This is a genomic window from Thauera aminoaromatica (genome assembly GCF_000021765.1).
In the GTDB taxonomy this organism is placed as follows: domain Bacteria; phylum Pseudomonadota; class Gammaproteobacteria; order Burkholderiales; family Rhodocyclaceae; genus Thauera; species Thauera aminoaromatica.
This window is the reverse complement of record NC_011662.2, coordinates 1,636,522-1,661,796: the sequence shown is the minus strand read 5'-3', so window position 1 is coordinate 1,661,796 and position 25,275 is coordinate 1,636,522. Positions and strand designations below refer to the sequence as shown.

The window sequence follows — 25,275 nt, the reverse complement described above, 5'->3', positions numbered from 1 at the left end:
AGCTGGCGCGGTCGTCGCTTCAAGCGGCCGTGGATCCATTGTCTTCGATCGCGTCGCCCTCATCCAACCCGCCGCCGACTGCTCTGCGAGCCACCATGTCCTCCCTCTTCGAACAGCACCCCCTGCGCCAGACGCTCAGCGACGAGGTGCACGCGCGCCCGCCGGTGCCGCTGGACACCCCGGAATTCGTCACCTACCTCGCCTTCCTGCACCACGAAGGCAGCGCCGGGCGCGAGGCGGACCACCTCGCGGCGCTGGCCGGGCAGCTCGGCCAGCCCGCGCCGGACATCGACTCGGGCCACGTGCTGCTCGAGGCCGAGGGTTTCCGGCTGAAGTGGGAGCGCCACAACGAGTTCTCCAGCTACTGCTTCTTCCGCCGCATCGAGCCCGACGACAGCCCCGACGACTACGCCCTGCTGCACGTGCCCGCGGCGTGGCGCAAGGCCATCCCCGGCCTGCTGATCGCCGCCACCCACATCGAGCTGCGCGACGTCGGCGAGGTGCCGCTGGAGACGGTGCTGCACCAGCAGTCGCGCCACGGCCAGGCGCTGGTCGCCTCCGGCGTCTCGGACGGCGCCGGCTGGGTGCTCACCGACTTCCACCTGCACGACGGCTTCTCGCACTTCCTGCTGCTCGACAAGGGCTTCACCCCGCGCCAGGCCGGCCGCATCGCCCAGCGCCTGGTCGAGATCGAGACCTACCGCGTCATGGCGCTGCTCGCCTTCCCGGTGGCCAAGGACACCGGCCGCCTGGTCTCGCGCGCCGAGGACGAGCTCGCCGACCTCATGGACGGCATGGGCCGGTCGCGCAGCGCCGAGGACGACCGCGCGGTGCTCGCCCGCCTGTCCCGCCTGGCCGCCGAGGTCGAGCGCTCGGTGGCGCGCACCACCTTCCGCTTCGGCGCCGCCGCGGCCTACTACCGCCTGGTGCGCCAGCGCATCGACGACCTGCGCGAACAGCGCCTGCCCGGCTTCTCGCCGATCGGCGAGTTCATGGACCGCCGCCTCGTCCCCGCGATCGACACCTGCACCTCGATCGCGCGCCGCCAGGACGACCTCTCCGGCCGCATCGCGCGCAACTCGCAGCTGCTGCGCACCCGCGTCGACATCGAGATCGAGCGCCAGAACCAGGAGCTGCTCGCGCAGATGAACCGCCGCGCCAAGATCCAGCTCCACCTTCAGGAGACCGTTGAAGGGCTGTCGGTGGTGGCGATCACCTACTACGCCTCGCAGCTGGTGAACTACGTCGCCAAGGGCGCAAAGCACCTGATCGAGCCGCTGACGCCGGAGGTGCTCACCGCGGTGTCGATCCCGGTCATCGCCGGCATCGTCTTCATGGGGCTGCGGCGGATGCGCAAGCTGCTGGGCACGGAAGAGGACGGCCAGGCCCACCCTTGAGGTGGCCGGCGGCGGGCGCCGCCCCTCACAGCAGCACGGCGTCGAGCGGACGGCGCAGGGATCGGGGCATCGCCGGCCCCCTGCCGAAACGGATCACCAGATCCGGCCGGCCGTTCGTGATGCCCAGGTCGGCGGCAAAGGCGGGGCGCAGCGTGGCGAGCTCGACCGGCTGGTTGAGATGCGCGGTGCGGACGCCGATCGCGGTCGCCTGCAGCGCGAAGCGCTGGAAGCAACGCCCCGCCTCGATCCAGTGCGCGCGATCGTCGCGCTCCGAGACGAACACCGCGATCCCCGCGGCGCTGCGGACCTGCCGCGCGTACTTGTCGTTCTCGGCCGCCGCGGTGAAGAAGGCATCGAACAGCAGGCCGCCAAGCCAGGCCGGGGCGGAGGGGTTTCCGGACGCCCCTGCGAACAGGCCGTCGCCGGTGCGCGCCGCATCGCTGCCGTTGAAGCGGATCCACGCCTTCAGCTCGCGCACGAACGCCGGGTCCCGCATCTGCGCCGTGTTCCCCGCGACGACGAACTCCAGGACGCGTTCCAACGCCTGCGCCCCGGTGAGCAGGCGCACGCTCACGCCCCTGCCCGAGCCGGCCGCCTCGAGCCGCCGCAGCTCCTCGTTCGAAAGCGGCCGCGAGTCGAACTCGCCGCGGGTCGATTGACGCTGCGGAATGGCCTCGAACAGGGCGGTTCGTCGGCTCGGCGCGGGCGCCAGCGCGCAGTTCAGGACCTCGGCGGCCTCCCCGTCGAAGGCGGCCTCGCAGTGGAAACCCATCGCCGGCGCCGCCTGCACGAGGTTCTCGGCAGCGCAGCCCAGGCTGACGAAGAGGTGGTGATCGTCGGGATCCACCACCGGGCAGCGCCGCGAGTAGTCGGGGAGAATGGAAACCGACCGCTCCGCCAGCGCGAACTTCCAACACTGCGTGTTGTGGCTGGACGGCGCGAGGGTGGCGTAGCGCACGAGCTCGCGCAGTGCCGCACGCGTGTCCCGCTGCGCCGGCTCGCCATGGCGCCAGGTCGCACCCGCTGCTGCCTCGTAGACCGCCACGCTCTGCCGATGGGAAAGGACGCCGGTCCCGCCCGCCACCCCCAGCCCGGCCAGCGCCGCGGCGGCGATGAATCGTCTTCGCTCCATGCCCCGCCTCCGTCCGACCACCCAATCTCCAAGGCAGTCTGGACGCGCCTGCGGGCACGCGCGAGACCGCCTGCGCCGCCTGCGCCCCCACCGCCCGCCAAGCCCGACGCGCGCGTCCGGGCACGCGCGGAACCGCGCCCCACCGCGACGGTCTTCACGGCATGTCCACAGCCGGAGCCGCAAGCATGTCGCACCATTCCGGACTCCGCCGCCGCCTCGTCCTCGGCGGCAGCGCCACCCTGCTCTCCGCGCCGCTCGCCGCGGCGCAGCGCGTGCTGACGCCGAGCCAGATGCCCGGCCCCTTCTACCCGGTCACCCCGCCGCTGCACAAGGACAACGACCTCACCCGGGTCGAAGGCCGCAGCGGTCGTGCCGCCGGGCAGATCGCCGACCTGTCGGGCCGCGTGCTCGACCTCGACGGCCGCCCGCTGGCCGGCCTGCGCGTGGAGATCTGGCAATGCGACGCCAACGGCCGCTACCGCCACCCGCGCGATCGCGCCGACGTGGAGGAGGACCCGGACTTCCAGGGCTTCGGCCACACCCTCACCGACGCCGACGGGCGCTACCGCTTCCGCACCATCCGCCCGGTGCCCTACCCAGGACGCACGCCGCACATCCACGCCGCGGTGTTCCAGGAAGGCGGGCGTCCCTTCGTCACCCAGATCTATGTCGCCGGCGAACCGCTCAACCAGCGCGACGGCCTCTTCATGCGCGTGCCCGAGGCGCTGCGCCCGCTGCTGCTGGCGGACTTCGTCGCGGCGGACGATCCGGTCGCCACGCTGGCGGCGGAGTTCGACTTCGTGCTGGCGCCGGCGCTGGCGGGACTGTTCGAGGCGAGCACGGCCTGAGGCTGTCCGGGAGACCCGCAGGCCGGGCCGTTCGCGGTCTTTCGTCCTCGTGCTACGAGCACACGCGACATTCACCGTGACGACGTCGCGGTCCGGTGCCAAGGTCTCGGCGCGCCTACAGCTTCACGATGGACAGCGGCGTACCCGACACGAGTTCCACGCCGCCAGCCCTGACCTGCAGCGTCGGCCCGCCGCTGACGACGTACTGCTTGTGCCCGCTCCAGCCCGCATAGCATCCCGCCTTCGAGACGCGCGACCTGTCATGGGTGAAGATTCCCTGCAAACCCGCGATCGCATCTTCGGTCGACATCTCGTCGAGCGGCCGGCCCTTGATCGTGATCGGCCGCTTTGCGCCCAGGGCCTGGGCCACGTCCTCGGTGATGCCATGCGATCCGGCGAGCATTTCGCCATTGATGAGCCAATTGCCGAGCATCACCTGCGGGAAGAGGATGTTCTTGAAGACATCGAAGACCGCCCCGGCCGTCGTGATGTGCTCCTTGTGGTCCAGCGCCACCGTGGCCTGAATGGTGAACCAGACCGCGCCCGTGCTTCTGGAGAAGGTCTGGGCGGGCTCGGTCAAGCCCCAGTACAGCGGACTCAGCATTCCGAGCGAGATCTCCAGCGGCCAGATCGTATCGTTCCTGATGTCGAAACCTGCCATGGCGAAGCTCCCTGTTTATGGCGTTTGATGATTCCAGCGCTCCTTCTGCATCGACGCCGACTGATGCGGCCGGGAATGCACCCGCAGTTTGGCGGATGGATGGGACCAAGCAAATGTCGGCGCTGGCGGAACGGCATGAGCCGTGACCAATGCGTTTCCAATTGAACCTGGCCGGCTACCAGCTGACACTCTCGGGCTCGCTCCATTCTGGTCTTCGCATCCAGCACATCAACCACCACAACCTTGTTGCTTGCATCAAGAAGCGCCTTGAGTTGAAGTGTCCTTATCACCCGCGCGCCAGGAATGGACGTTGGCGTGGGAGCATGAGGGCGACCACTCCTTGGTGTCGTTGGCGCTTCGACGTTCCAGTCCTTGTCCTCAAAAGAATAGCCCGCTATCGGCTGCGGCAACTCGGGGAATGGCACTTGGCCGAAAACGAGAACCGGGAATAGGCCAGTGAGGAACAAAACGAGTGTTCAAATAATGACCGCCTCCAACCGAAAGGAAAGGCCCAACGTGTTTTAGCCCGCAAATCTGCTGGCTTGCACGGAACCCTGCGGCATGCCCAGTCGCCCCCCCAGGACGCCCACCGCCCCCCGTACTCGTCGGAACGAGCCGCCCGCCCCGCCGCGGTAGGCCTTGCGCTTGCTCGACGAGATGCGGGAACGCGTTCGGCCCTAGCATTGCAGCTTGCGAACCGGACAGCAATACGTTTATTGGGTACGCGTTCGTGCGCTTCCCCGCGCTACGCCATCCTCGCGAGATGGGCGCCGCTGCGGTCGAAGACGCCGGTCCGTGTCCCACACGGTGCTGTCACGGGAGGAGCTCAGCGCGTTGCCGCGCCCTCCCCTATAATCCCGGCTTTGCCAGCAACCCGAGGCCCCACCGTGGCGACGCCCATTTTCGAGACTTCCATCCAGAGCCTGCCGCTGCTCGGCCGCGGCAAGGTGCGCGACATCTATGCCGTCGATGCCGACAAGCTGCTCATCGTGACCAGCGATCGCCTGTCGGCCTTCGACGTGGTCCTGCCCGACCCGATTCCCGACAAGGGCCGCGTGCTGGTGGCGCTGGCGAACTTCTGGTTCGACCGGCTCGGCCACATTCTGCCCAACCAGCTCACCGGCATCGACCCCGAAACCGTCGTCGCCGAAAACGAGCGCGAACAGGTGCGCGGGCGCGCGCTGGTGGTCAAGCGCCTGAAGCCGCTGCCGATCGAGGCGGTGGTGCGCGGCTACGTGATCGGCTCGGGCTGGAAGGACTACCAGGCCACCGGCGCGATCTGCGGCATCGCGCTGCCGGCGGGCCTGCAGCAGGCGGCGAAGCTGCCGGCGCCGATCTTCACGCCCTCGTCCAAGGCCGACATGGGCGAGCACGACGAGAACATCTCCTTCGCGCAGGCGCAGGCGCGCTGCGAGGCGCTGATGAAGGACGCGCTGGCCGGCACCGGCAAGACCGGCGCCCAGCTCGCCGACGAGGCGCGCGCCGCGGCGATCGCGCTGTATTCCGAGGCGGCCGAGTTCGCCGCGACCCGCGGCATCCTGATCGCCGACACCAAGTTCGAGTTCGGCATCGACGCCGCCGGCACGCTGCACCTGATCGACGAGGCGCTGACCCCCGACTCCTCGCGCTTCTGGCCGGCGGACGGCTACCGCGAGGGCATCAGCCCGCCCTCCTTCGACAAGCAGTACGTGCGCGACTACCTGGAGACGCTGGACTGGAACAAGGCGCCGCCGGCACCGAAGCTGCCCGCCGAGGTCATCGAGCACACCGCGGCCAAATACCGCGAGGCCTACGAACGCCTGACCGGCCGCAAGCTGGACTGAGCGCCGCGGGCGCACAGGACGTCGACAAGGGGCGCCCCACGGGGTGCCCCTTGTTCCTTTCTGCGTCCATCCGAATCGGCCGCAGGTTTCACGAACCCGAGCCGCCCGCTGCTGGGGACCGCGCCGCGCGCAGCATAGCCACGCCCTATCTGGATAAAGAATAGCTCTCATTCGCGAACTCTTCGCGCCTGTCCTATTCTAAGAACACGACCGCCCGAGGCATCACGCGCACTTTTCCATGCGCGTCGATCCCATCCACGGACGACACGTCAAACATAACGAAGAACCTGCGGAGACGATCATGGACAAGCCCTACGACTCGCTGGATCAACATTTCAACCTGCCCCAGATCCGCTCCGTCGGCGCGGAGCGGCCGCTGCAGTGGCTGCGCATGGGCTGGAACGACATGCGCGAGAACCTCGCCGCAAGCCTCTCCTACGGCGTGATCCTGGCTGCGATCGGCTACCTGATCCTGTCCTACGCGGCGGACAAGCCCTATCTGTTCATGGCGGCGATCTCGGGCTTCATGCTGGTCGGCCCGATCGCGGCTGCGGGTCTGTACGAGATTTCGCGTCACCACGAGAAGGGAGAGAAGGTCTCCTTCGCCGCATCGGTACGGGGGCTCGTCCGCAGTGCCGACGGTCTCGCGATGTTCGGCGCCTTCCTCGCCATCGCACTGATCGCCTGGGAGCGCATCTCGGCCATCCTCTTCGCGCTGTTCTATCGGGGCGAGGTCAGCAACGTGACGAACTTCGTCAGCGGCATCCTGGGGTCGGGCGACAACCTGTACTTCCTCGCCGCCTACGTCGTCGTCGGCGCCGTGCTGGCGATCGTCGTGTTCTCGCTCTCCGCGATCGCGATTCCGATGGTGCTGGACCGCGACACCGACACCATCACTGCGGCGATGACCAGCCTGCGCGCGGTGCAGACCAATTTCGACACGATGATGCTGTGGGCCTTGCTGATCGTCGTCCTGGTCGGCATCGGCTTCGCCACCATGATGATCGGCATGGCCGTCCTGCTGCCGCTGGTGGGTCACGCCACCTGGCACGCCTATCGCGACGTGGTCCGCTGAGTACACGCAGCTCAGGCGGCGGCGGGCGTCGTACGCGGCGCCCGCCGTCTTTTTTGCGGCAGAATAGCCGCCTTGCCCGGCGAGGCCGGAACGAACAGACAAGGTCGAAGATGCACGACAGCACGTCCATTTCCACGTCCATTTCCACGTCCATTTCCACGTCCATTTCCACGTCCACTCCCAACGCCAATCCCCTGCTCGACTTCGCCGGCATGCCGCGCTTCGCCGACATCCGGCCCGAGCACGTCGAGCCCGCGATCCGCGGCCTCATCGACGAGAATCGTGCGCTCATCGAACGCCTCACCGCCGACCCCGCCACCCCGAGCTGGGACGGCTTCGTCGCTCCGATGGAAGAGGCTGGCGAGCGCCTCGGCCGCGCCTGGGGCGTGGTCGGCCACCTGCACAGCGTGTTCGACGTGCCCGAGTGGCGCGAGGCCTACAACGCGATGCTGCCCGAGATCTCGCGCTTCTATGCCGAGGTCGGGCAAGACCTCGCGCTGTTCGAGAAGTACAAGGCCCTGCACGACAGCCCCGAGTTCGTCACCCTGTCTCCGGTGCGCCAGCGCATCCTCGAGCACGCGCTGCGCGACTTCCGCCTCTCCGGCGCCGAGCTGCCCGACGCGCAGAAGCCGCGCTTCCAGGAGATCCAGGAAGAGCAATCCCAGCTCGCCGCCAAGTTCTCCGAGAACCTGCTCGACGCCACCAACGCCCACGCCGAGTGGATCACCGATGAATCCGGCCTATCCGGCATCCCCGACGACGCACGCCAGGCCGCCCGCGCCGCCGCCGAGGCCGAGGGCAAGGAAGGCTGGAAGTTCACCCTGCAGATGCCCTCCTACCTGCCGGTGATGCAGTACGCCGACGATCGCGAGCTGCGCGCGCGCATGTACCGCGCCTACGCCACCCGCGCCTCCGAGCTCGGCAACCCGGAACTCGACAACGGCCCGCTGATCGGCCGCATCCTCGCGCTGCGCGACGAAGAAGCGCGCATGCTCGGCTATCGCAACTTCGCCGAGGTGTCGCTGGTGCCCAAGATGGCCGACACGCCGGAGCAGGTGCTCGGCTTCCTGCGCGACCTCGCCGCCAAGGCCAAGCCCTTCGCCGAGAAGGACCTGGAAGAACTCAAGGCCTTCGCCAAGGCCGAGCTGGGCCTCGACACCCTCGAACCCTGGGACGTGGCCTACGCCTCCGAGAAATTGCGCGAGAAGCGCTACGCCTACTCCGACCAGGAGGTGAAGCAGTACTTCCCCGAGCCCAAGGTGCTCGACGGCCTGTTCGGCGTGATCCGCGCGCTGTACCGCGTCGACATCCTGCCCGACGAGGCGCCGAGCTGGGACCCGGACGTGCGCTTCTTCCGCATCGAGAAGGAAGGCGCGAACGGTCCGGAACTCGTCGGCCACTTCTACCTCGACCTGCATGCGCGCAGCACCAAGCGCGGCGGCGCGTGGATGGATTCGGCACGCAGCCGCCACCGCAACACCTGGGGCAGCGACACGCCGGTGGCCTACCTGGTGTGCAACTTCCCCGGCCCGGTGGGTGGCAAACCGGCCACCTTCACCCACGACGACGTGCTCACCCTCTTCCACGAGTGTGGCCACGGCCTGCACCACCTGCTCACCCAGGTGGACGAGCTCGCGGTGTCCGGCATTCACGGCGTGGAGTGGGATGCGGTCGAGCTGCCCAGCCAGTTCATGGAGAACTTCTGCTGGGAGTGGGACGTGCTGCAGGGCATGACCGCGCACGTCGATACCGGCGAGCCGCTGCCGCGCGCGCTGTACGACAAGATGATCGCCGCCAAGAACTTCCAGAGCGGCATGCAGACCGTGCGCCAGCTCGAGTTCTCGATGTTCGACCTGCGCCTGCACGGCGAGGTGGAGGCCTCTGCCGGCCCGGTCGCAATCGAACGCGTGATGGCCCTGCTCGACGAGGTGCGCCGCGAAGTGGCGGTGATGATCCCGCCCGCCTGGCACCGCTTCCCGCACAGCTTCTCGCACATCTTCGCCGGCGGCTACGCGGCGGGCTATTACAGCTACAAGTGGGCCGAGGTACTGTCGGCCGACGCCTTCGCCGCCTTCGAGGAAGCCGGCGCCGGCAAGGGCAGCCTGCTCGACCCCGAGACCGGCGAGCGCTTCTGGCGCGAGATCCTGGCGGTGGGCGGCAGCCGCCCGGCGCTGGAATCCTTCAAGGCCTTCCGCGGCCGCGAGCCCAGGGTCGACGCGCTGCTGCGCCACAGCGGCATGGTGGCGCAGGCCTGACGCAAACTGGCTACTGAACGTGCAAGCGGCGTCGCGATCACAGCGACGCCGCTTGGCTGACTGGCAGCCCGTGCAGGCTGCCGGCCGGCAGGCCCTTACTGGCGGGCCATCGCCATGCGGATGACGTCCGCCGGATCGAGCAGGTGATCCAGGTCTTCCGCGGCCTCGTCGATCGCGAGCTGCACGCCCTTCACCTTGCCGTTGAAGGAATTGTTGCCAGGCTTGTAGTCCGGCGATACCGCCGAGCCGCCGTCCTTGCCGACATCCAGACCGTCGTCGGCCGAGAAGATCATCGCCAGCGTTGCGCCGACTTCGCCCTCGCCGTCCTGCTGGCCATCGACGTACAGCGTCACCTTGCCGCCCTTGCCGAGGCCGCCACCGGCGTAGGCGAACTCCATGCGCACCTGATGCTCGCCCGGAGCCATGACCGAAGCGCCTTCGATCATGAAGTGCTTGAAGCCGCCCCAGTTGTAGCAGTACTTGAGCTTGCCGCCCTTGGCATACAGGCTCCAGCCGCCGATATCGGCGCCCTGCGCGATGATGACGCCCTCTGCCCCGCCTTGCGGGACCACGATCGCTGCGGTGACGGAGTGCGACTTGTTCTTGATGTTGAGGACACAGTTCTCGCCCAGGTGGCTCATGCCACCGGCCAGGAGCTGGGTCTTGCCCTTCACCAGCGTCGGCCGGCCGGCGGTGTCCGGATTTATCTTCTCGAACATCCGGTCATCGATCGGCAGCACCTTGTTGCGCGTCGCCTCGATGATCCACAGGCGCTGCAGTTCGCGCAGCTTGTCCGGCATCTCCTTCGACAGGTCCTTGGACTGCGCCCAGTCCGTGGTGGTGTCGTAGAGCTCCCAGACGTCGTCGTCGAGCGCGGGCTTCACGTTCGGAATCCACGGCGTGTAGTGCTTGGTCACCGCGGTCCAGCCCTTGTGATAGATGGCCCGGTTGCCCATGACCTCGAAGTACTGCGTCTCGTGGGCTTCCGGTGCCTTGGCGTCGTTGAACGTCTTCAGCATGCTGACCCCATCGATCGGGTCCTGCTGGATGCCATCGACCGAGACCGGCTCGGGAATGCCCGCCGCCTCGAGGATGGTCGGCGCCACGTCGATCACGTGGGCAAAATGCGTGCGCAACTCGCCCTTGGCCTGGATGCCCTTCGGCCAGTGCACGATGGTGCCGTTGCGCGTGCCGCCGAAGTGCGAGGCGACCTGCTTGGTCCACTGGTAGGGCGTGTTCAGCGCATGCGCCCAACCCACCGCGAAGTGGTTGTACGACTCCGGCCCGCCGAGCTTGTCGATCCGCTCCGTCAGGTACTCGGCGGTCTCGAGGGACTGCAGGCCGTTGAAGTAGCTCATCTCGTTGAAGCAGCCGTTGAACGAGCCCTCGGCCGAGGCGCCGTTGTCGCCGATGATGTAATACACCAGCGTGTCGTCGGCGATGCCGAGATTCTCGATCGCCTCGAACAGGCGGCCCACGTGATGGTCGGTGAACTCGAGGAAGCCCGCATAGACCTCCATCTGCCGACGCAGCACCGGCTTGAACGCCTCGGGCATGTCGTCCCAGCCGGGAACGTCCTTGGGCCGGGCAGTGAGTTCGCAGTCGGCAGGAATGACGCCGAGCTTCTTCTGGCGGGCGAAGGTCTCCTCGCGCAGCACATCCCAGCCGGCGTCGAACTTGCCCTTGTACTTGTCGGCCCATTCCTTGGGCACATGGTGCGGCGCGTGGGTCGCGCCGGGCGCGAAATAGGCGAAGAAGGGCTTGTCGGGCGAGAGGGCCTTCTGCTGCTGGATCCAGCCGATGGCCTTGTCGGTCATGTCCTCCATCAGGTGGTAACCCTCCTCGGGCGTCTTCGGCGGCGCGACCGGGGTGGTGCCCTCGACGAGCGCGGGATACCACTGGTGCGCCTCGCCACCGATGAAGCCGTAGAAGTACTCGAAGCCGCCCCCGCCCGTGGGCCACTGGTCGAAGGGGCCGACCGGGCTCGACTGCCACACCGGCACCTCGTGGCATTTGCCGAACTGTGCGGTGTTGTAGCCGTTGAGCTTGAGCGTCTTGGCCAGCGGCGCCATGGAGTTGGGCAGCACCGAGGAGTAGCCCGGCTGGCCGGTGGCGATCTCGGTGATGCCGGCCATGCCGGCGTTGTGGTGGTTGCGGCCGGTGAGCAGGGACTGGCGCGTGGCCGAGCAGATCGCGGTGGTGTGGAAGCGGTTGTAGCGCAGGCCGCCCGCGGCCAGCTTGTCGGCAAAGGGCGTGGCGCAGGGGCCGCCGAAGGTGCTGGGCGCGCCGAAGCCGCAGTCGTCGATGAGCACGATCAGCACGTTCGGCGCGCCTTCGGGCGGACGCAACTGCTCGATCGGGGTCGTGACCGTGTCCGGATCCTTGGCATCGTAGTTAACGAAGCGCGCCGGCGCGGTATTGCGCATCGGCAGGTGGGTACGGGGTTTGTTGTCCTGCTTGCTCATCATCGAACTCCTTGCATGAACGTAAGGTGGCGCCGCCTTGTTGCCCAACAGTGAAGGCGTTGTGCTCAGGCAGTGTAGGCGCCGGCCATGCAGCCGCCATTGGACCTTGGTCCCAGTCGGGCCGGCCGTCGCTGGGCGAGGGTCTCAGGGCGTGGCGCCCGCAAGGTCCATGATCTCGTCGGCGTAGCGCCCCTGCCTGAGCAGGCTCGCCATGGTCTTCATCGCCGGGTCGATGTGGGTGAAGAAGCCCTTGTAGCCCGCGCACAGGTAGTTCAGCCCCTGCTCGCCGTCGGGCGTCCTGATGAAGCGGTTGCGCGGGCATTCGCCGTAGCAGGCGAACAGCACCGGGCATTCCCTGCAGTACCTGGGCAGGGTGTCGTACTTGGCCTGGCCGAAGCGGCGCTGCTTCTCCGACCGGACCAGCCCGCCCAGCGGCGTGTCCTTGAGGTTGCCGAGCAGGTGATCGGGCTCGACGAAGTGGTCGCAGGAATAGACGTCGCCGTTGTGCTCCAGCGCCAGCGCTTCGCCGCAGGTGGGCGAGACGATGCAGGCGTTGTGGTGCCCGAGCCAGCTGCCGAGGGCGATGTCGAAGGTCGTCACATAGACCTTGCCGACATCGCGCTTGACCCATTCGTCGAAGATGCCGTTGAGGAACTGGCCGAACTTCTCCGCATTCACGGTGCGCTCGGTGACCAGGCTGCCTTCCTGCCGGTAGAGCGGACGATCCGTGCCCTTGAGCCCGCCCCAGCCCTGGTTGGCGACGGCGAGGGTGTCGGGTGTCGCGCGCTCGACGATGGGAATGAGCTGGATGTACTCCGCCTGCAGCTCGTCACGGAAGAAGCGGTAGACCTCGAGCGGATGATCCTGGTTGGCCGCATGGACGGTGCACAGGATGTTCACATCCACCCCATGCTTGCGCAGCAGATTCCAGCCGCGAACCACCTCGTCGAAGCTGCCCTCGCCCTTCTTGGTGACACGATAGGCGTCGTGCATGGCGCGCGGCCCGTCGATGCTGATTCCGACCAGATAGTTGTGCCGCTTGAAGAAGCGCGCCCACGCATCGTCGATCAGTGTGCCGTTGGTCTGGATGGTGTGGAGGATCTGCTGATGAGGCTTCCGGTAACGCGCGGCAAGCTCCACCGAGCGCTTGTAGAAATCCAGCCCGCGCAGCATCGGCTCACCGCCCTGCCACGCGACATCGACCTGCGGCCCGAGCGAGGACTCCATCAACTGCCGGATATAGCGGTCGAGCGTGGCCTCGTCCATGAGGTGGCTATCACCGTGGTACAGGTTTTCCTTCGACAGGAAAAAGCAGTACTGGCACCCCAGGTTGCACGCGGCGCCCGCGGGCTTGGCCAGCAGGTGATATTGGGACAGGTTCGTTTGCATCTGCGCGTTCCTTCGCCTGGCGAGCGGTCTTCATCTCCGGGCAGCGCGCATGACCAGCTCCTTGGCAGGAACATCCCACGATACCCACGACGCCAACCCTAACCCGTCCGTCGGCAAGGGTGAATTAGACCTTGGTCCCATCGTCAGGCCCATGGCCTTCTCCTAAGATGGACCGACAGATCACACTGGAGGCTGGCGTCATGAGCATCGTCGAGCAAGGACAAGGACAAGGCGCACCGTACAACATCGTGTTCATCCTTACCGATCAGGAGCGTTACTTCCGCCCTGACGAACTGCCCGCCGGCTATACGCTTCCGGCACGCGAGCGCCTGGCCAAGAATGGTGTGGTGTTCGAGAACCACCGCATCAACTCCTGCGTGTGCACCCCCTCGCGCTCGGTGATCTACACCGGCCGCCACATCCAGCAGACCAGGATGTTCGACAACACGAACTTCCCCTGGATCAGCAGCATGTCCACCGACATCAAGACGCTCGGGCACATGATGCGCGAGGCCGGCTACTACACCGCCTACAAGGGCAAGTGGCACCTGACCCGCGAGTTCGAGACCGACAACACGCTCGCGGCGCCGCAGAAGATCTTCACCAAGGAGATGGAGGCCTACGGCTTTTCCGACTACCTCGGCGTCGGCGACATCATCGCGCACACTCAGGGCGGCTACCTGCACGACGGCTTGATCGCCGCCGCCGCGGCGAGCTGGTTGCGCAGCAAGGCCGCGGAGCTCGCCGAGCAGCAGAAGCCGTGGTTCCTCGCGGTGAACCTGGTCAACCCGCACGACGTGATGTTCTACAACACCGACGAGCCCGGCCAGCCCGTGCAGGGCAAGCACCATCTGACCCACCTCGCCGGCGATCCGGAGCACGCGATGTACAAGAAGCAGTGGGACATCGACCTTCCCGCCAGCTTCAAGCAGCCGATCGACGCCCCCGGACGCCCCGCCGCGCACATCGACCACACCATCGGCAACGACGTCATGACCGGCGTGATCCCGACGAACGAGGAATGGCGCTGGCGCAAGCGCCACAACTTCTACCTGAACGCCTTGCAGGACGTCGACCGTCACATCATGACGCTGCTCGACGAACTGGAGGACCGCGGGCTGGCTTCGAACACCATCGTCATCCTGACCTCGGACCACGGCGAACTCGGTGGCGCACACCAGATGACCGGCAAGGGTGCCACCTCCTATCGCGAGCAGAACAACGTGCCCTTGATCGTGGCGCATCCGGCCTTTGCGGGGGGCAAGCGCTGCAAGGCCGTGACCACCCACCTCGACCTCGCGCCGACCCTGATCGCGCTCACCAACGCGAGCCCGGAGACAAAGGCGGCAATCGCCCAGACGCTGCCGGGCAAGGACTTCTCGCCCGTGCTCGCCGCGCCGGAACAGGCGAACGTCGACACCGTGCGCGACGGGCAGTTGTACTGCTTCAACATGTTCGCCTCGCTGGACGGCAGCTTCCTGCAGAAGGCCAGCGCGCTCCTTGCACAGCCGGGTGGCGCGGCGAAGATCAAGGAATCCGGCCTGCGCCCCGACCTGAGCAAGCGCGGCGCGATCCGCAGCGTGTTCGACGGCCGCTACCAGTTCACCCGCTACTTTTCGCCCAAGCAGCACAACCGGCCGACGTCGATCGACGAGCTGTTCGCACTCAACGACGTCGAGCTGTTCGACCTCCAGAACGACCCGGACGAAGTCGACAACCTTGCCCAGGACCCGGTCAAGAACGCCGCGCTGCTGCTCATGATGAACGACAAGCTCAACCGGCTGATCGACGAGGAAGTCGGCGAGGACGTCGGCCAGATGCTGCCGGGCGGCGTGGATGGCGGCTGGGTGGCGACCCCCGCGGTGCACGACCTCTGACTCGCACGCTGATCTGGCCCCTTCCGGGGCGGTCGGGCAAGGCCCTGCCGCCCCATGGACAACCTGAAAAAGAGACCGGAAAAATGAAGAAAACCCTTGGACTCGGCGCCTTGATCTCCGCGCTCGGCACGTCCATGCCGCTGCAGGCCATGCCCTACGACACGCCCGACACCTGGGGCGGCGATCTCGAATCCCGCGCCCGCCTGACCGGCAACTGGGGCGGTGCGCGCGACGACATGGCGAAGAAGGGGGTCGTCCTCGACATGGACGTGTACTGGATGCCGCAGAAGATCACCAGCGGCGGGCGCGACAGCGCCAGCGGCGACTGGGGCAACGCGATCCTCACCCTCAACGTGGATACGCAGAAGCTGGGGCTGTGGCCCGGCGGCTTCTTCAAGCTCCAGACCGTGACCAGCTTCGGCGACACGCTGCTGAAGGAAACCGGCGCCATCGTGCCGGCCAACCTGTCGTGGATGCTGCCGACCATCACCCCGGACACCGGCGTGCAGGAGATCACCTACACGCAGTTCCTCAGCCAGCATTTCGGCGTGTTCCTGGGCAAGATCAACGCCATCGCGCCGACCAACGTGCTGCATGGCGACTACACCACCGGCTTCCAGAACACGGGCATAAACATGCCACTCGCGCTCGCCATGGTTCCGCTGTCGGCGTATGGGATCGGCGCGCTGTACCTGCCCTCGCACGACGTGACGCTGGCCGGCATGGTGCTGGATGCGAACGGCACGATCAAGAACGACAACCTGAGCAATGCCTTCGACGACGGCATCATGGCGCTCGCCAGCGCGGACCTGAAGATCCGGCCCTGGGGCCTCCCGGGCCACCAGAACCTGACCGTCGCCTGGAGCAACAAGGACCGCACCTCGCTCGTCCAGGATCCGTCCAACATCGCCGGACTTCTGCTCACCGCGCACTTCCCGCGCCTCGGCAACCCCGGCCCGATCCTCAGCGAGATCCTCGACGCGCATCCCGTGGCCGCCAAGATTCCCCCCGACCCCTTGAACAAGGAAAGCGAAACCTGGGCCGCCGTCTACAGCTTCGAACAGTTCGTCTGGCAGCCCGCGGGTGACCCGAAGCGCGGCATCGGCACCTTCTTCAGCGTCGGCGTAAGTGACGGCAAGGCGAACCCGATCCGCTACAGCTACTCGCTCGGGCTGGTCGGCAAGGGCGTGGTGCCGGGCCGGCCGAACGACGACTTCGGCCTCGGCTGGGCGCGCACCGAGTTCAGCGACCACTTCGTGCCCTACCTGCGCGATCGCTTCAACCTCGGCCTCGATCACGAAGACGTCGTCGAGCTGTACTACAAGGCCTCGATCACCCCCTGGCTGAGCATCACTCCCAGCCTGCAGGTCGTCTCCCAAGGGCTGAACAAGGTGTTCAACGCGAGCGCACCCGGCTTCGAAGACCTGGACACCGCCTACATCGCAGGCGTGCGGGTCGGCGTACGCTTCTGAACGGGACGCCAACGCTCCGCAAACCAGCCGGGAAGGGACTTACGAGCATGAACAGATACCTGATGATCGCCGCAGTCACTGGAATCATGGGACTCGACCCAGGCGCCGGTTTCGCGGCGGAGAAGGTCACGGTGGACAGCTTCGTGCGCGCCGAGACCGACATGACGCTCGACCGCTACGTCAGGCAGGGCGCGCTGGGCAAACTCATCCACATCCGCATGCCCGTGCCGATCGACAGGCAGGACGTGATTCGCATGAATCGCGACACGCTGTATTCCGCCGGCGTCTTCGACCTCTCCGCACCGGTCACCATCGTCAAGCCGGAAACCGGGGGGCGATTCCAATCGATGCTGGTCATCAACCAGGACCACTCGATGCTGCCCGCAGAGCACGGCGCGGGCGAGTTCACCTTCACCCAGGAGAAGATGGGCACGCGCTACATGATCGTGCTCTTCCGCACCTTCGTCGATTCAAACGACCCGACTGATATCAAAGCGGCCAACGCCCTGCAGGACAAGATCGTGGTGAAGCAGGCGGCCCCAGGGAAGTTCGAGATTCCGGAATGGGATGAGGCCTCACTGAAGAAGGTCCGCGATGCCATCAACGTTCTGGCGGCGACCCGGACCAGCGCCAAGGGCATGTTCGGTGACAAGGCCAAGCTCGATCCGATCAGCCACCTGCTCGGCACGGCCTTCGGCTGGGGCGGGAATCCGGAAGAAGCCGCCATTTACGACAACGTTGTGCCTGCGGAGAACGACGGCAAGACGCCCCATTCGGTCACGGTCAAGGACGTGCCTGTCGATGGCTTCTGGTCCATCACCGTTTACAACAAAGACGGCTTCATGGAGAAGAACGACCAGAACGTCTACTCGCACAACAACGTGACGGCCAAGAAGAACCAGGACGGGAGCGTGACCATCCACTTCGGCGCTGGCACCGATGCGCTCAACAATGTGCCGATCACCCCGGGCTGGAACTACATCGTCCGCATGTATCAGCCGCGCAAGGAAATCATCGACGGCACCTGGAAGTTCCCGGTCGCCCAACCGACGAAGTAGGAGGAGAGCTCGCTTCCCAGTCTCAGAACATCAGGCCGACCAGCGCCTTCACCAGCGCGTCGAGCGGCATCATGGTGAGGGTGAGCGGAAGCATCGGCAGCAGGATCGCCACCACCAGCGGGATCAGCGCCTCGGGGGCGATCGGCACCGAGCGCATGTTCTCGATGACCTCGTAGCTGCCCCCCATGTCGGCAAGGGCCGAGATATCCGGGCTGCCCAGGAGCGGCTCGTCGGCCGGGGCGCCGCCGCGTACCCACTTGGTGTCGAACTCGTCCGCCAGGCGCTGCGCGACGACGCCATACTCGTCGAGCCCCGTCCGCCTCAGTTGCGCGAGCTGCCCGGCGAACACCGCCAGCGGCGCCAGCGCCAGCAGCAGCAACACCACCACCATCACACCAATCTCGAGCGCGAAATCGGGCAGGCTGGCGCCGCGATGCACGATGCGATTGAGCAACTGGCCGGCAAGCACGACGCTATGCGCCAGGGCCAGCAGCGCGAACGCGCTGATCGAATGGGCAAGGAAACCGAGACCGCCGGCGCGGTCCGGGTGGGTCGGTACCAGGCGGAGCGGGAGGCGCGACACCTGCCACATGAAGCGCGCCCAGATGAAGACCCGGTAGTACCAGCGCAGCATCAGGAACTGGAAGATGGGCAGGCTCACGAAACCGTACCAGAGGCCCGCCATCGACAGTTCGGCGCCGCCCGGTGACAGTTCCGAGAACCAGGTCGTGCCGTCGATCGGGACGTAGTGCTTCAACACCACCAGAACGCCCACGCCATACACCAGCGCAATGATCACCAGCTCCGCGACCACCGAGTTTCGCGCCTTGAAGGCCGAGCCGAGGGCGGTATCGAAGCACTCGCGGGCATCGAAGGGAATCAGGCCTCGCGCCTCGAAGGCCTTTACCACCGGGCGCAGGCGCTGGTGCGCCACGAACTCGGCGACGAACAACAAGGGCAGCGCCACCATAAACCGGATGTGAACCGCGAAGTCGTAGAAGAACGGGACAGGAACGCCCGCCCCCACCGCCCTGCCCTCGATGACCGACAGCAGCAGCAGCGGCAGCCAGGCAACGAACGCAACAACGACGATCCTGCGCCTTAGGAGCAGGAGCTCGTCGGTCGACAGATGAGTACGGCAGAACAGCCTGAACAGCGGACCGCCCAGTACGGGAGAAAAATACGCGCGATCGCCGTCAGCGTCCGCCTGCGGCGCACTCCAGTGGCTCATCTGTTGTCCTCGTGTTGCAGTGGCACGGCGTTCGGCGCTCCGGTAGCCGCGGCAGTAGGCTGCGCAGGCGCCGCATACCACCGCTCGCGCGGCACGAGCTTCGGCTCGTCCGGATCGCCCTCGTAGGCCGGAGTCATGATCTGCACGCCATATTCGTTGAAGACATCGAGGATGTTGCGGTGCAGCGCGTTGTACAGGCCGTACATGGCGTGCGCGTCCTTGCAGTAGGCGTTGATCTCGTAGTCGACGCAGAAATCGCCCAGCTTCTGGTGCATCACGAAGGGCGGCGGCTCGCGCAGCAGACCGGGCGTGCGGGCGGCGGCCTCGAGCAGCATGGCTTCCACCTGACGCCATGGCGTCTCGTAGCCGATGCCGACGTTCGTGTGCAGGATCAGCCCCATCTTGCCCGCCAGCTTGCTGTAATTGACCACCTCGCTGCCGAGGATCATCGAATTGGGGATCGCCACGATCTCGTTCTTGAGCGTGCGCAAATGGGTCACGAGCAGGCGGGCCTCATGCACGTCGCCGATGTACTCCCCGATCCGCACGCGATCACCCAGCTTGAACACCCGGCGATACGTCATCGTGTAGCCGGCGATGATGTTGCCGATCACCGACGACGAACCCAGCGAGACGATCACCCCCAGCAGCAGGGACATGCCCTTGAAGGCATCGGAGTCCGACCCCGGGATGTACGGATAGGCGACCGCGGCGGCGATGGCGATCAGCAGCACCTTCACCAGGCGATACGTCGGCAGGGCCCAGTCCGGCTCGAAATCCGCGAGGGTGAGGCGGCCCGCCCCCACATTGTCGAAGAAGTGCTTGATCAGCTTCAGCACATAGCGGACGAAGACGAAGAGCACCGCGAGGAAGATCAGATCCGGCAGCGCCGCGACGAAGCCGACCGCGAAGGTGCGCAGCGGCTTGACGACCAGGGCGATAAGGTCGATGGCGAAGCCGCGCGTCCACGGAAAGAGCAGCAGCACGGTACCGAAGTACAGATGGAGGGCCACCAGCACGGCCGCGAACCACAGCAGGTTCAGCACGCTGGTGAGCACCGCCCACATCTGTCGCGCACCGAGGACCCGGAAGCCGAACACCTTGAGGTCGTGGATGCGGGTGCCGATGCGCTGCTCGGTGAACCGGCGCCAACGGCGCATGAGCAGCGCTCCCACCCAGAGCCCCAGCCCCAGGGCAAGCGTCGCACCGACCGCGTACAGCCCGTTGCGCACCAGGGTCGCCGGCAGGCGGTCATGCCGCCAGGCCTCGAGCACCTCGCCGACACGATGGACGACCGTCGTGGCGAGCGTGCGCGCATCGACCCCCTCGAGTTCCGCGTCGGCGGCATAGAGGGCCATCACGCGCGTGGTCCCCGCCATGACCTGCACCACGCCGGGTTGCGACTCGTCGATGCGCAGATCCTCGCGCTTGAACCTGGGGTCGGCGGCGAGCCCGACGATCCGCTCGGCGATCAACTGGGCGCGCTTTTCGGCGGGAAAGGCCGATGTGCCGCGGACCCTGAACAGCACCGCACCGTCGACGACGACCTGCGCGCTGACCTCCTCGTCGACTGGGGAAACGGGCACGCGCACGTCCGCCGCGCCGGCCGCCGCCGCCCACGCCAGGACAAAGAGCACGGCGCAGCCGGCCAGCCACCGTATGGATTTGCTCAACACGTTTCGCTCCCTGCCATCACCCACCTCGGTCCCCGGCGTATCGGCCCCGCTCGATCACGCTAGAAGCTGAACAGGGGCCCGAGGTAAAGGTACACGCTGCCCTTGCCCGTGTCGTTGTGACCGTAGGCAAAATACAGCGGCCCGATCGGCGTATCGGCGCCGATGAACAGGCTGCCGCCGACGATATGGTCGCCGCCGAAGATGTCGCCGCTGTCCGCCCACACATTGCCCGCCTCCAGGCTGGCCCCCGCATAGGCCTTGAACTGCTGGATATCGTTGATCCGGCGCATGTAGACCAGGCGCGCGAGGCCGGACTGCTGTCCGCTCAGACGCCCTTCCTCGAACCCCGAAAGGCGCAGGAAGCCGCCGAGGCGCTGCTGGCTCTGGGCCGGGGCGGTGCCGTCGACGGTCGCCTTCACCTCCAGGCCGCCGAGCAGCGTGTGGCGCCCCCAGGAGTGGGCGAGCAGGAAGCCATAGTCCGCCTGATCGAAGTCGGCGTCGGCCCCCAGGTCGCGGCGCGACATCCGCCAATTGGCGCGGGCAGCATGTCCGGTGCGCGGGAAGTACAGGCTGTCGAGCTTGTCGTCGGTCAGCCTCAGGAACACCTCGCCGGTCTCGAAATCCCGCGCCGGCATCGGCGCCCCGACCCCGACCTCGATATCGCCCGTACGCCGCAGATAGCCCAGCCTGATCTCGCCCCAGGTCCCGAACTGCCGGCCGACGCCCAGCTCCACCCCGAACCCCTTCGCGCGCATCTCCGCGATCTTGTTGCCGTCGTCGTCGAAGTTGTTCAAGTTTTGGGTCTGGTAGGCGGCCCTGGCAAAGCCGAAGTAGTGTGCCGCGGGATCGAAGGGCTGGAAGATCTCGGTGAACAAGCCGGGCTCGTCGCCGATCTGCGCGCCGGTGCGCCATTCTCCGTTGAGCGGGTTGATCGCCGTGCGCGTATAGGTCAGGCCCAGCCTGAACACCGCGTCGCCCTCGAAATTGCTCGAGGTGATGAGGCCCGTCTGCAGGTAGCCGGGGCCCCACGACTTCTCCGTCGCCTGCACGACGACACCGGACTTGCCGTCCTCCTCGACCAGTGCATAACGCACCGACTCGAAGATCTCGAGGCCATAGATCTGCTGGATGTCGTGCTCGAGCTCGGCTACATCGAGCGGCTCGCCGGCCTTCACCGAGAGACGCGCGGCGATGACCTCGTCACTGACGCCGGACCGGTTCTCGATGCGAACGAAGTCGACCTGCCGCGGCCCCGTTCTCGGCAGGCTGCGCGAGGCCACATGCTGCCGGTAGCCCGCCTCGGCGAGCGCGTAGCGGTTCAGCTTGTCCGCGGCGACCCTCGCCGCCTGCTCGCCGAGCGGAATCGCCTCGCGGATCCGCTCGAAGCTGCCGGCACCGATGTCGCCCAACTGCACCGAGATCCGCACATCGTCCTCCGCCAGCGTCTTGAGCTGCTGGCGCGAATTGATGACGAAGAGGAAGTTCACCATCTGCGCCGCAACGTCGAGACCGGACTCGATCTCGTCGCGCGTCAGCATGTCCGTGCCCAGTTCCGACACGATCAGCACGTCCGCCCCCAGGTCGCGCGCCACACTCACCGGGATGTTGTTCGCGATACCGCCATCGACGAGCAGGCGACCATCCATCTCGACCGGATTGAAGGCGCCGGGCACCGCCATGCTCGCGCGCAGGGCACGCGGGAGGCTGCCCGACTTCAGCACCACCTGTTCTCCGGTCTCGAGGTCGGCCGCCACCGCACGGAAGGGGATGGGCAGCCTGTCGAAGTCGCCGACGGCGGAAACACCCTGGGTCAGGCGGTTCAACTCCAGGTCGAACTTCTGCCCCTGGACCACGGCCAGCGGCACCTTGATCTTGCCGTCGCTGAATCCCGGTTTGGCCTTGAACACATACAGGGCGTCGTCCGCCTTGCGCCGGAAGGAGCGATCGGCCCGATCCGGCGCATCCTCGAACACATCGACCCAGTCGATCTCCCGGATCGCGCGCTCGATGTCGTCCGGGCGCATGCCCGACGCGTACAGCCCGCCGACGATCGAGCCCATGCTGGTACCGACCACGACGTCGATCGGGATCCGCATCTCTTCGAGCACCTTGAGCACGCCGACGTGCGCGGCCCCCTTGGCGCCGCCGCCAGCGAGCACCAGCCCGATCTTCGGCCTGGCCGGCTCGGCAGAGACTCGCTCCCCGGCGCGCGCGACCGCCATCGAAGAACCCAGCACGATGGCCACTGCAAAGCTCAGGATCGAGGTCCCCGCCCACCATGTCCTTCCCGGCCGCATTCCCATCACTCCCCCTTCGATTCAATCGATTGCAGGGCGCGGCGAAGCCGCACCCGGTGCACGCCCGCTTACTGACCGGGCAGGCCGACACGGATCAGGCGGGAGAAATCCTCCGCATCGCCTGCCGCCCGTGCGCGCGGATTTATATACCCCAGGCGTTGCAACTCGGCGAATGGTACACCCGGCGCCAGCATGCCGACCCCATGGAGGTACTCCGGCAGGTAGCCGCTGGCGAAAACCTTCCACGACAGTGGCACGTGCCCCGGATTGATGCGCGCGTTCATCCAGATGCCGGTCGTGCAGTTGTCGATCAGGGTGTTGTAGAACTCGGGACGCGCCTGGAGGTCGTTGATGCGCTGCATGTACTGCAGGAACACCCGCCGCGCGTTCTCGAGCGGGCCGTGCAGGCGATAGACGTACACATCCTCCGGCGGGTCCTTGCGATAGCTGGTGCGCAGCCGGACCACGTCACGCTCGTCGGCCACGACGTAATGGAGCTCGTACTGCTTGAAGAAGCCGCGCGTGGTGGAGTAGGTCTCGCCTCGTTCCTTACGCGTCTCGATCGAAATGGCCAACTGGTCGCCGCCTTCGAAACCGAAGCTGAGGATCGTATGCGCGATCGCGGGCCCCATCCAGTAGACGGCGATCAGGTCCACCGAGCGCAGCTTGCCAAGGTCGTAGGTCCGATCGTAGTAATGCGGCGTGTAGTCGGTCTCGCTGCGGTAGGCGAAATTGCGCACGTTGCGCACGGTGACCCGATCGCCCTTGATCTCGGCGTGTGCGAGCCGGGCGACGTCAGGCTGCCAGTCGCGGTCGTTGGAGGGCTCGATGCCGCTCCACCATCCGAGCAGCACGGCGAACAGCAGGGCAAAGCCGGTCACGGCCGCCCTTGCCCGGCGCCGCGCGCCCACGGCAAGGGCGGTGAGCAGCCCGCAGAGAAGGAACGCTCCGGCCAGCACGGCGCTAGCCAGGGCGTTGGTGGTACTCGAATACAACAAGGCCAAGGCACCCCAGGCCGTTACACCCGACACCAGCAATACGAGCAGGACGCGCCCCGCAATGCAAAGAGCTCTCCGCGGCATCTGCGCGCCCCTATCGACCGCCGATCACTCCGGCTTGAACTTGGTCAGCTTCTGGCCTTTGAGCGAGTAGCCGCCCATCAGGCCTTCCTTGCCGAAGATGAAGGCCACGACCGACGACTTGGCCTTGAGCGTATCGACCGATGCGCCCACGCTCTCGTCGATCAGCGTTACACCCGCGTCGATCCCGGCATCCCAGCCCTTGCCGGTGCGGAAGTCGTTCAAGGCCGCCTCGGTCAGGAAAATGAACAGGTAGTTCGCCTGCTGGACGCCGGCCTGGAAGCCCACCGATGCGGCCGCCAGGCGGTAGTAATCGACCGTCTTCCCACCGATTCGCAGGGCGCCGTCGCCCCACTGGCCGCCGACCACGAGGCCGACCTTCTTGACCTCGGGAATCACCAGCACCCCCTTCGCCGCGGCCAGATACTCGTCGGCGCCCTTCACCGTCCTGCGAAACTCGGACAGCGCTGCATCGGCATGGGCATCGATCTCGCGAGCGGAATCGGCGTGAGCCGCGCCGACCGCCAGGAAGGCCAGCAGCGTCATTGCGAACCGGATCAGCCTGCCGCGTCCGGAAATGGGAGTGGTGTACATGGGTTGATTTCCTTCAGTTGGTTCGGTTGCTTGAGTTGGTCAAGGGCAGTCTCAGGCCGGTGAAAAATGGCGCAGGTGCTCTTCACCTCGGAAACAGGAAGGTCACGGCGAAGCGGAAGCCCCAACCGTCCGGTCCGCCATCCGGGCGGTCCGCCCAGTAGCGCGCCCCCGCCTGCAGCGTCAACGGCTGCCCGCCGACGCGCAACATCTGTGTCGCCATCAGGTTCACCGGCACCGACCAGGTCTCGCCCTTCCAGTCGTAAGTCGACTCGGTGTTGATCATGAAAGTGGTGTAGGTGCGCGTGGTGTAGCCGAGGAAGGGCTGGACAAGGGTCGCGCTGATGTCGTCCCGATCGTCCTCGCCCGCGACCGACCACAGGTGGTTGCCGAGCACGCCGACGGTCCAGCCACTCTCCTGCTTGAGCACGACCGCGGTCGGCCCCAGGGCCCACTTTTCGCCGCCGAGCACCCTGTCGCTGGCCGTCGGCAGCAGGAGCGCCGGGCCGACGCCCCAGATCCAGCCGCCGGCCGTCGGTGCCTTGGGCGAAAAGAACAGGCTCTGCAGCACATCCCCCACGCCGGACTCGTCGAGCGCCCCGCCCGCGACGAAGTCCTTCTGGTCGATCAGCGGCACGATGGTGCGCGAGATCAGGTTCCAGTCGGCATTGAGGTCGAAGGGAATCACCGGCTGGACGTTGAGCAACCACTTCTCGCCGTCTCCCGTCGCGCCGTAGCCCTCGTCGTAATTGAGCTGCAGCGGCAGGCTGATCATGGCGGCGATCGGGTTCTGGGCCTTCTTGGCCAGCTCGGCGTCGGAGTCGGCGCTGGCGGCCGGGCTCATCGCCAGGCCGAGCGCCGCAAGCAGCGCCGCACCGGCGCGGGCCCTGCAGGTGTTCGTGCTCATGGTTCTGGATCTCCAATGCCTCATCATTTCTCTCGGGACGGC

Annotated in this window: 18 protein-coding genes; 8 read left to right on the top strand and 10 right to left on the bottom strand. The window is 66.7% G+C overall.

Features of this window, described 5'->3' with window-relative positions; genetic code table 11:
- Positions 1 to 95 precede the first annotated feature (95 nt).
- On the top strand, positions 96 to 1,397 hold the full coding sequence (locus tag TMZ1T_RS07320; protein ID WP_012585045.1) for a DUF3422 family protein: 1,302 nt from the start codon (positions 96 to 98) through the stop codon (positions 1,395 to 1,397).
- A 25-nt stretch (positions 1,398 to 1,422) separates the two neighbouring features.
- Here the strand turns inward: TMZ1T_RS07320 and TMZ1T_RS07315 are convergent, their stop codons facing one another.
- Positions 1,423 to 2,529, bottom strand: coding sequence for an Acg family FMN-binding oxidoreductase (locus tag TMZ1T_RS07315; protein WP_012585044.1), 1,107 nt, complete (start codon positions 2,527 to 2,529; stop codon positions 1,423 to 1,425).
- Positions 2,530 to 2,714: 185 nt separating this feature from the next.
- Here TMZ1T_RS07315 and TMZ1T_RS07310 point away from each other — a divergent pair, with 185 nt between their 5' ends.
- A complete protein-coding gene (locus TMZ1T_RS07310) occupies positions 2,715 to 3,377 on the top strand; it encodes a dioxygenase family protein (RefSeq protein ID WP_012585043.1) in 663 nt (220 codons plus the stop codon).
- Between the two features lie 115 nt (positions 3,378 to 3,492).
- On the opposite strand, the gene TMZ1T_RS07305 is transcribed toward TMZ1T_RS07310, so the two are convergent.
- Entirely contained in the window at positions 3,493 to 4,038 is a 546-nt protein-coding gene (locus tag TMZ1T_RS07305; protein ID WP_004299838.1) for a hypothetical protein, read from the bottom strand.
- Between the two features lie 887 nt (positions 4,039 to 4,925).
- Here TMZ1T_RS07305 and TMZ1T_RS07300 point away from each other — a divergent pair.
- From TMZ1T_RS07300 to TMZ1T_RS07290, 3 genes are all read left to right on the top strand, one after another.
- Entirely contained in the window at positions 4,926 to 5,861 is a 936-nt protein-coding gene (locus TMZ1T_RS07300; RefSeq protein ID WP_004299836.1) for a phosphoribosylaminoimidazolesuccinocarboxamide synthase, read from the top strand.
- A gap of 301 nt (positions 5,862 to 6,162) precedes the next feature.
- Entirely contained in the window at positions 6,163 to 6,936 is a 774-nt protein-coding gene (locus TMZ1T_RS07295) for a DUF2189 domain-containing protein (RefSeq protein ID WP_004299834.1), read from the top strand.
- A gap of 212 nt (positions 6,937 to 7,148) precedes the next feature.
- The gene (locus TMZ1T_RS07290; protein ID WP_049766904.1) at positions 7,149 to 9,191 is read left to right on the top strand and encodes a M3 family metallopeptidase; all 2,043 of its coding nucleotides are present in this window, start codon (positions 7,149 to 7,151) and stop codon (positions 9,189 to 9,191) included.
- 95 nt (positions 9,192 to 9,286) lie between these two features.
- Here the strand turns inward: TMZ1T_RS07290 and TMZ1T_RS07285 are convergent, their stop codons facing one another.
- A complete protein-coding gene (locus tag TMZ1T_RS07285) occupies positions 9,287 to 11,656 on the bottom strand; it encodes an arylsulfatase (protein ID WP_012585041.1) in 2,370 nt (789 codons plus the stop codon).
- A 144-nt stretch (positions 11,657 to 11,800) separates the two neighbouring features.
- Positions 11,801 to 13,045, bottom strand: a complete 1,245-nt coding sequence (locus tag TMZ1T_RS07280; RefSeq protein ID WP_012585040.1) for an anaerobic sulfatase maturase — start codon at positions 13,043 to 13,045, stop codon at positions 11,801 to 11,803.
- A gap of 200 nt (positions 13,046 to 13,245) precedes the next feature.
- Here TMZ1T_RS07280 and TMZ1T_RS07275 point away from each other — a divergent pair, with 200 nt between their 5' ends.
- From TMZ1T_RS07275 to TMZ1T_RS07265, 3 genes are all read left to right on the top strand, one after another.
- Complete coding sequence (locus TMZ1T_RS07275) at positions 13,246 to 14,922, top strand: sulfatase-like hydrolase/transferase (protein ID WP_012585039.1); 1,677 nt, start codon at positions 13,246 to 13,248, stop codon at positions 14,920 to 14,922.
- A gap of 83 nt (positions 14,923 to 15,005) precedes the next feature.
- On the top strand, positions 15,006 to 16,394 hold the full coding sequence (locus tag TMZ1T_RS07270; protein WP_012585038.1) for a carbohydrate porin: 1,389 nt from the start codon (positions 15,006 to 15,008) through the stop codon (positions 16,392 to 16,394).
- 47 nt (positions 16,395 to 16,441) lie between these two features.
- Positions 16,442 to 17,452, top strand: coding sequence for a DUF1214 domain-containing protein (locus tag TMZ1T_RS07265; protein ID WP_012585037.1), 1,011 nt, complete (start codon positions 16,442 to 16,444; stop codon positions 17,450 to 17,452).
- Positions 17,453 to 17,474: 22 nt separating this feature from the next.
- Here the strand turns inward: TMZ1T_RS07265 and TMZ1T_RS07260 are convergent, their stop codons facing one another.
- The 6 genes from TMZ1T_RS07260 to TMZ1T_RS07235 all read right to left on the bottom strand — a co-directional run bounded on the left by TMZ1T_RS07260 (position 17,475) and on the right by TMZ1T_RS07235 (position 25,233).
- Positions 17,475 to 18,683: a hypothetical protein gene (locus TMZ1T_RS07260; RefSeq protein WP_012585036.1), complete on the bottom strand. Its 1,209-nt coding sequence runs from the start codon at positions 18,681 to 18,683 to the stop codon at positions 17,475 to 17,477.
- On the bottom strand, positions 18,680 to 20,356 hold the full coding sequence (locus TMZ1T_RS07255; protein WP_049766902.1) for a mechanosensitive ion channel family protein: 1,677 nt from the start codon (positions 20,354 to 20,356) through the stop codon (positions 18,680 to 18,682). The genes TMZ1T_RS07260 and TMZ1T_RS07255 overlap by 4 nt, the downstream gene beginning before the upstream one ends.
- A 62-nt stretch (positions 20,357 to 20,418) precedes the next feature.
- On the bottom strand, positions 20,419 to 22,605 hold the full coding sequence (locus tag TMZ1T_RS07250) for a patatin-like phospholipase family protein (protein ID WP_049766901.1): 2,187 nt from the start codon (positions 22,603 to 22,605) through the stop codon (positions 20,419 to 20,421).
- Between the two features lie 119 nt (positions 22,606 to 22,724).
- A complete protein-coding gene (locus TMZ1T_RS07245; RefSeq protein ID WP_222702384.1) occupies positions 22,725 to 23,537 on the bottom strand; it encodes an Lnb N-terminal periplasmic domain-containing protein in 813 nt (270 codons plus the stop codon).
- Positions 23,538 to 23,762: 225 nt separating this feature from the next.
- Complete coding sequence (locus TMZ1T_RS07240) at positions 23,763 to 24,329, bottom strand: lipid-binding SYLF domain-containing protein (protein WP_012585032.1); 567 nt, start codon at positions 24,327 to 24,329, stop codon at positions 23,763 to 23,765.
- 82 nt (positions 24,330 to 24,411) lie between these two features.
- On the bottom strand, positions 24,412 to 25,233 hold the full coding sequence (locus TMZ1T_RS07235) for a hypothetical protein (protein WP_012585031.1): 822 nt from the start codon (positions 25,231 to 25,233) through the stop codon (positions 24,412 to 24,414).
- Between the last annotated feature and the right edge of the window lie 42 nt (positions 25,234 to 25,275).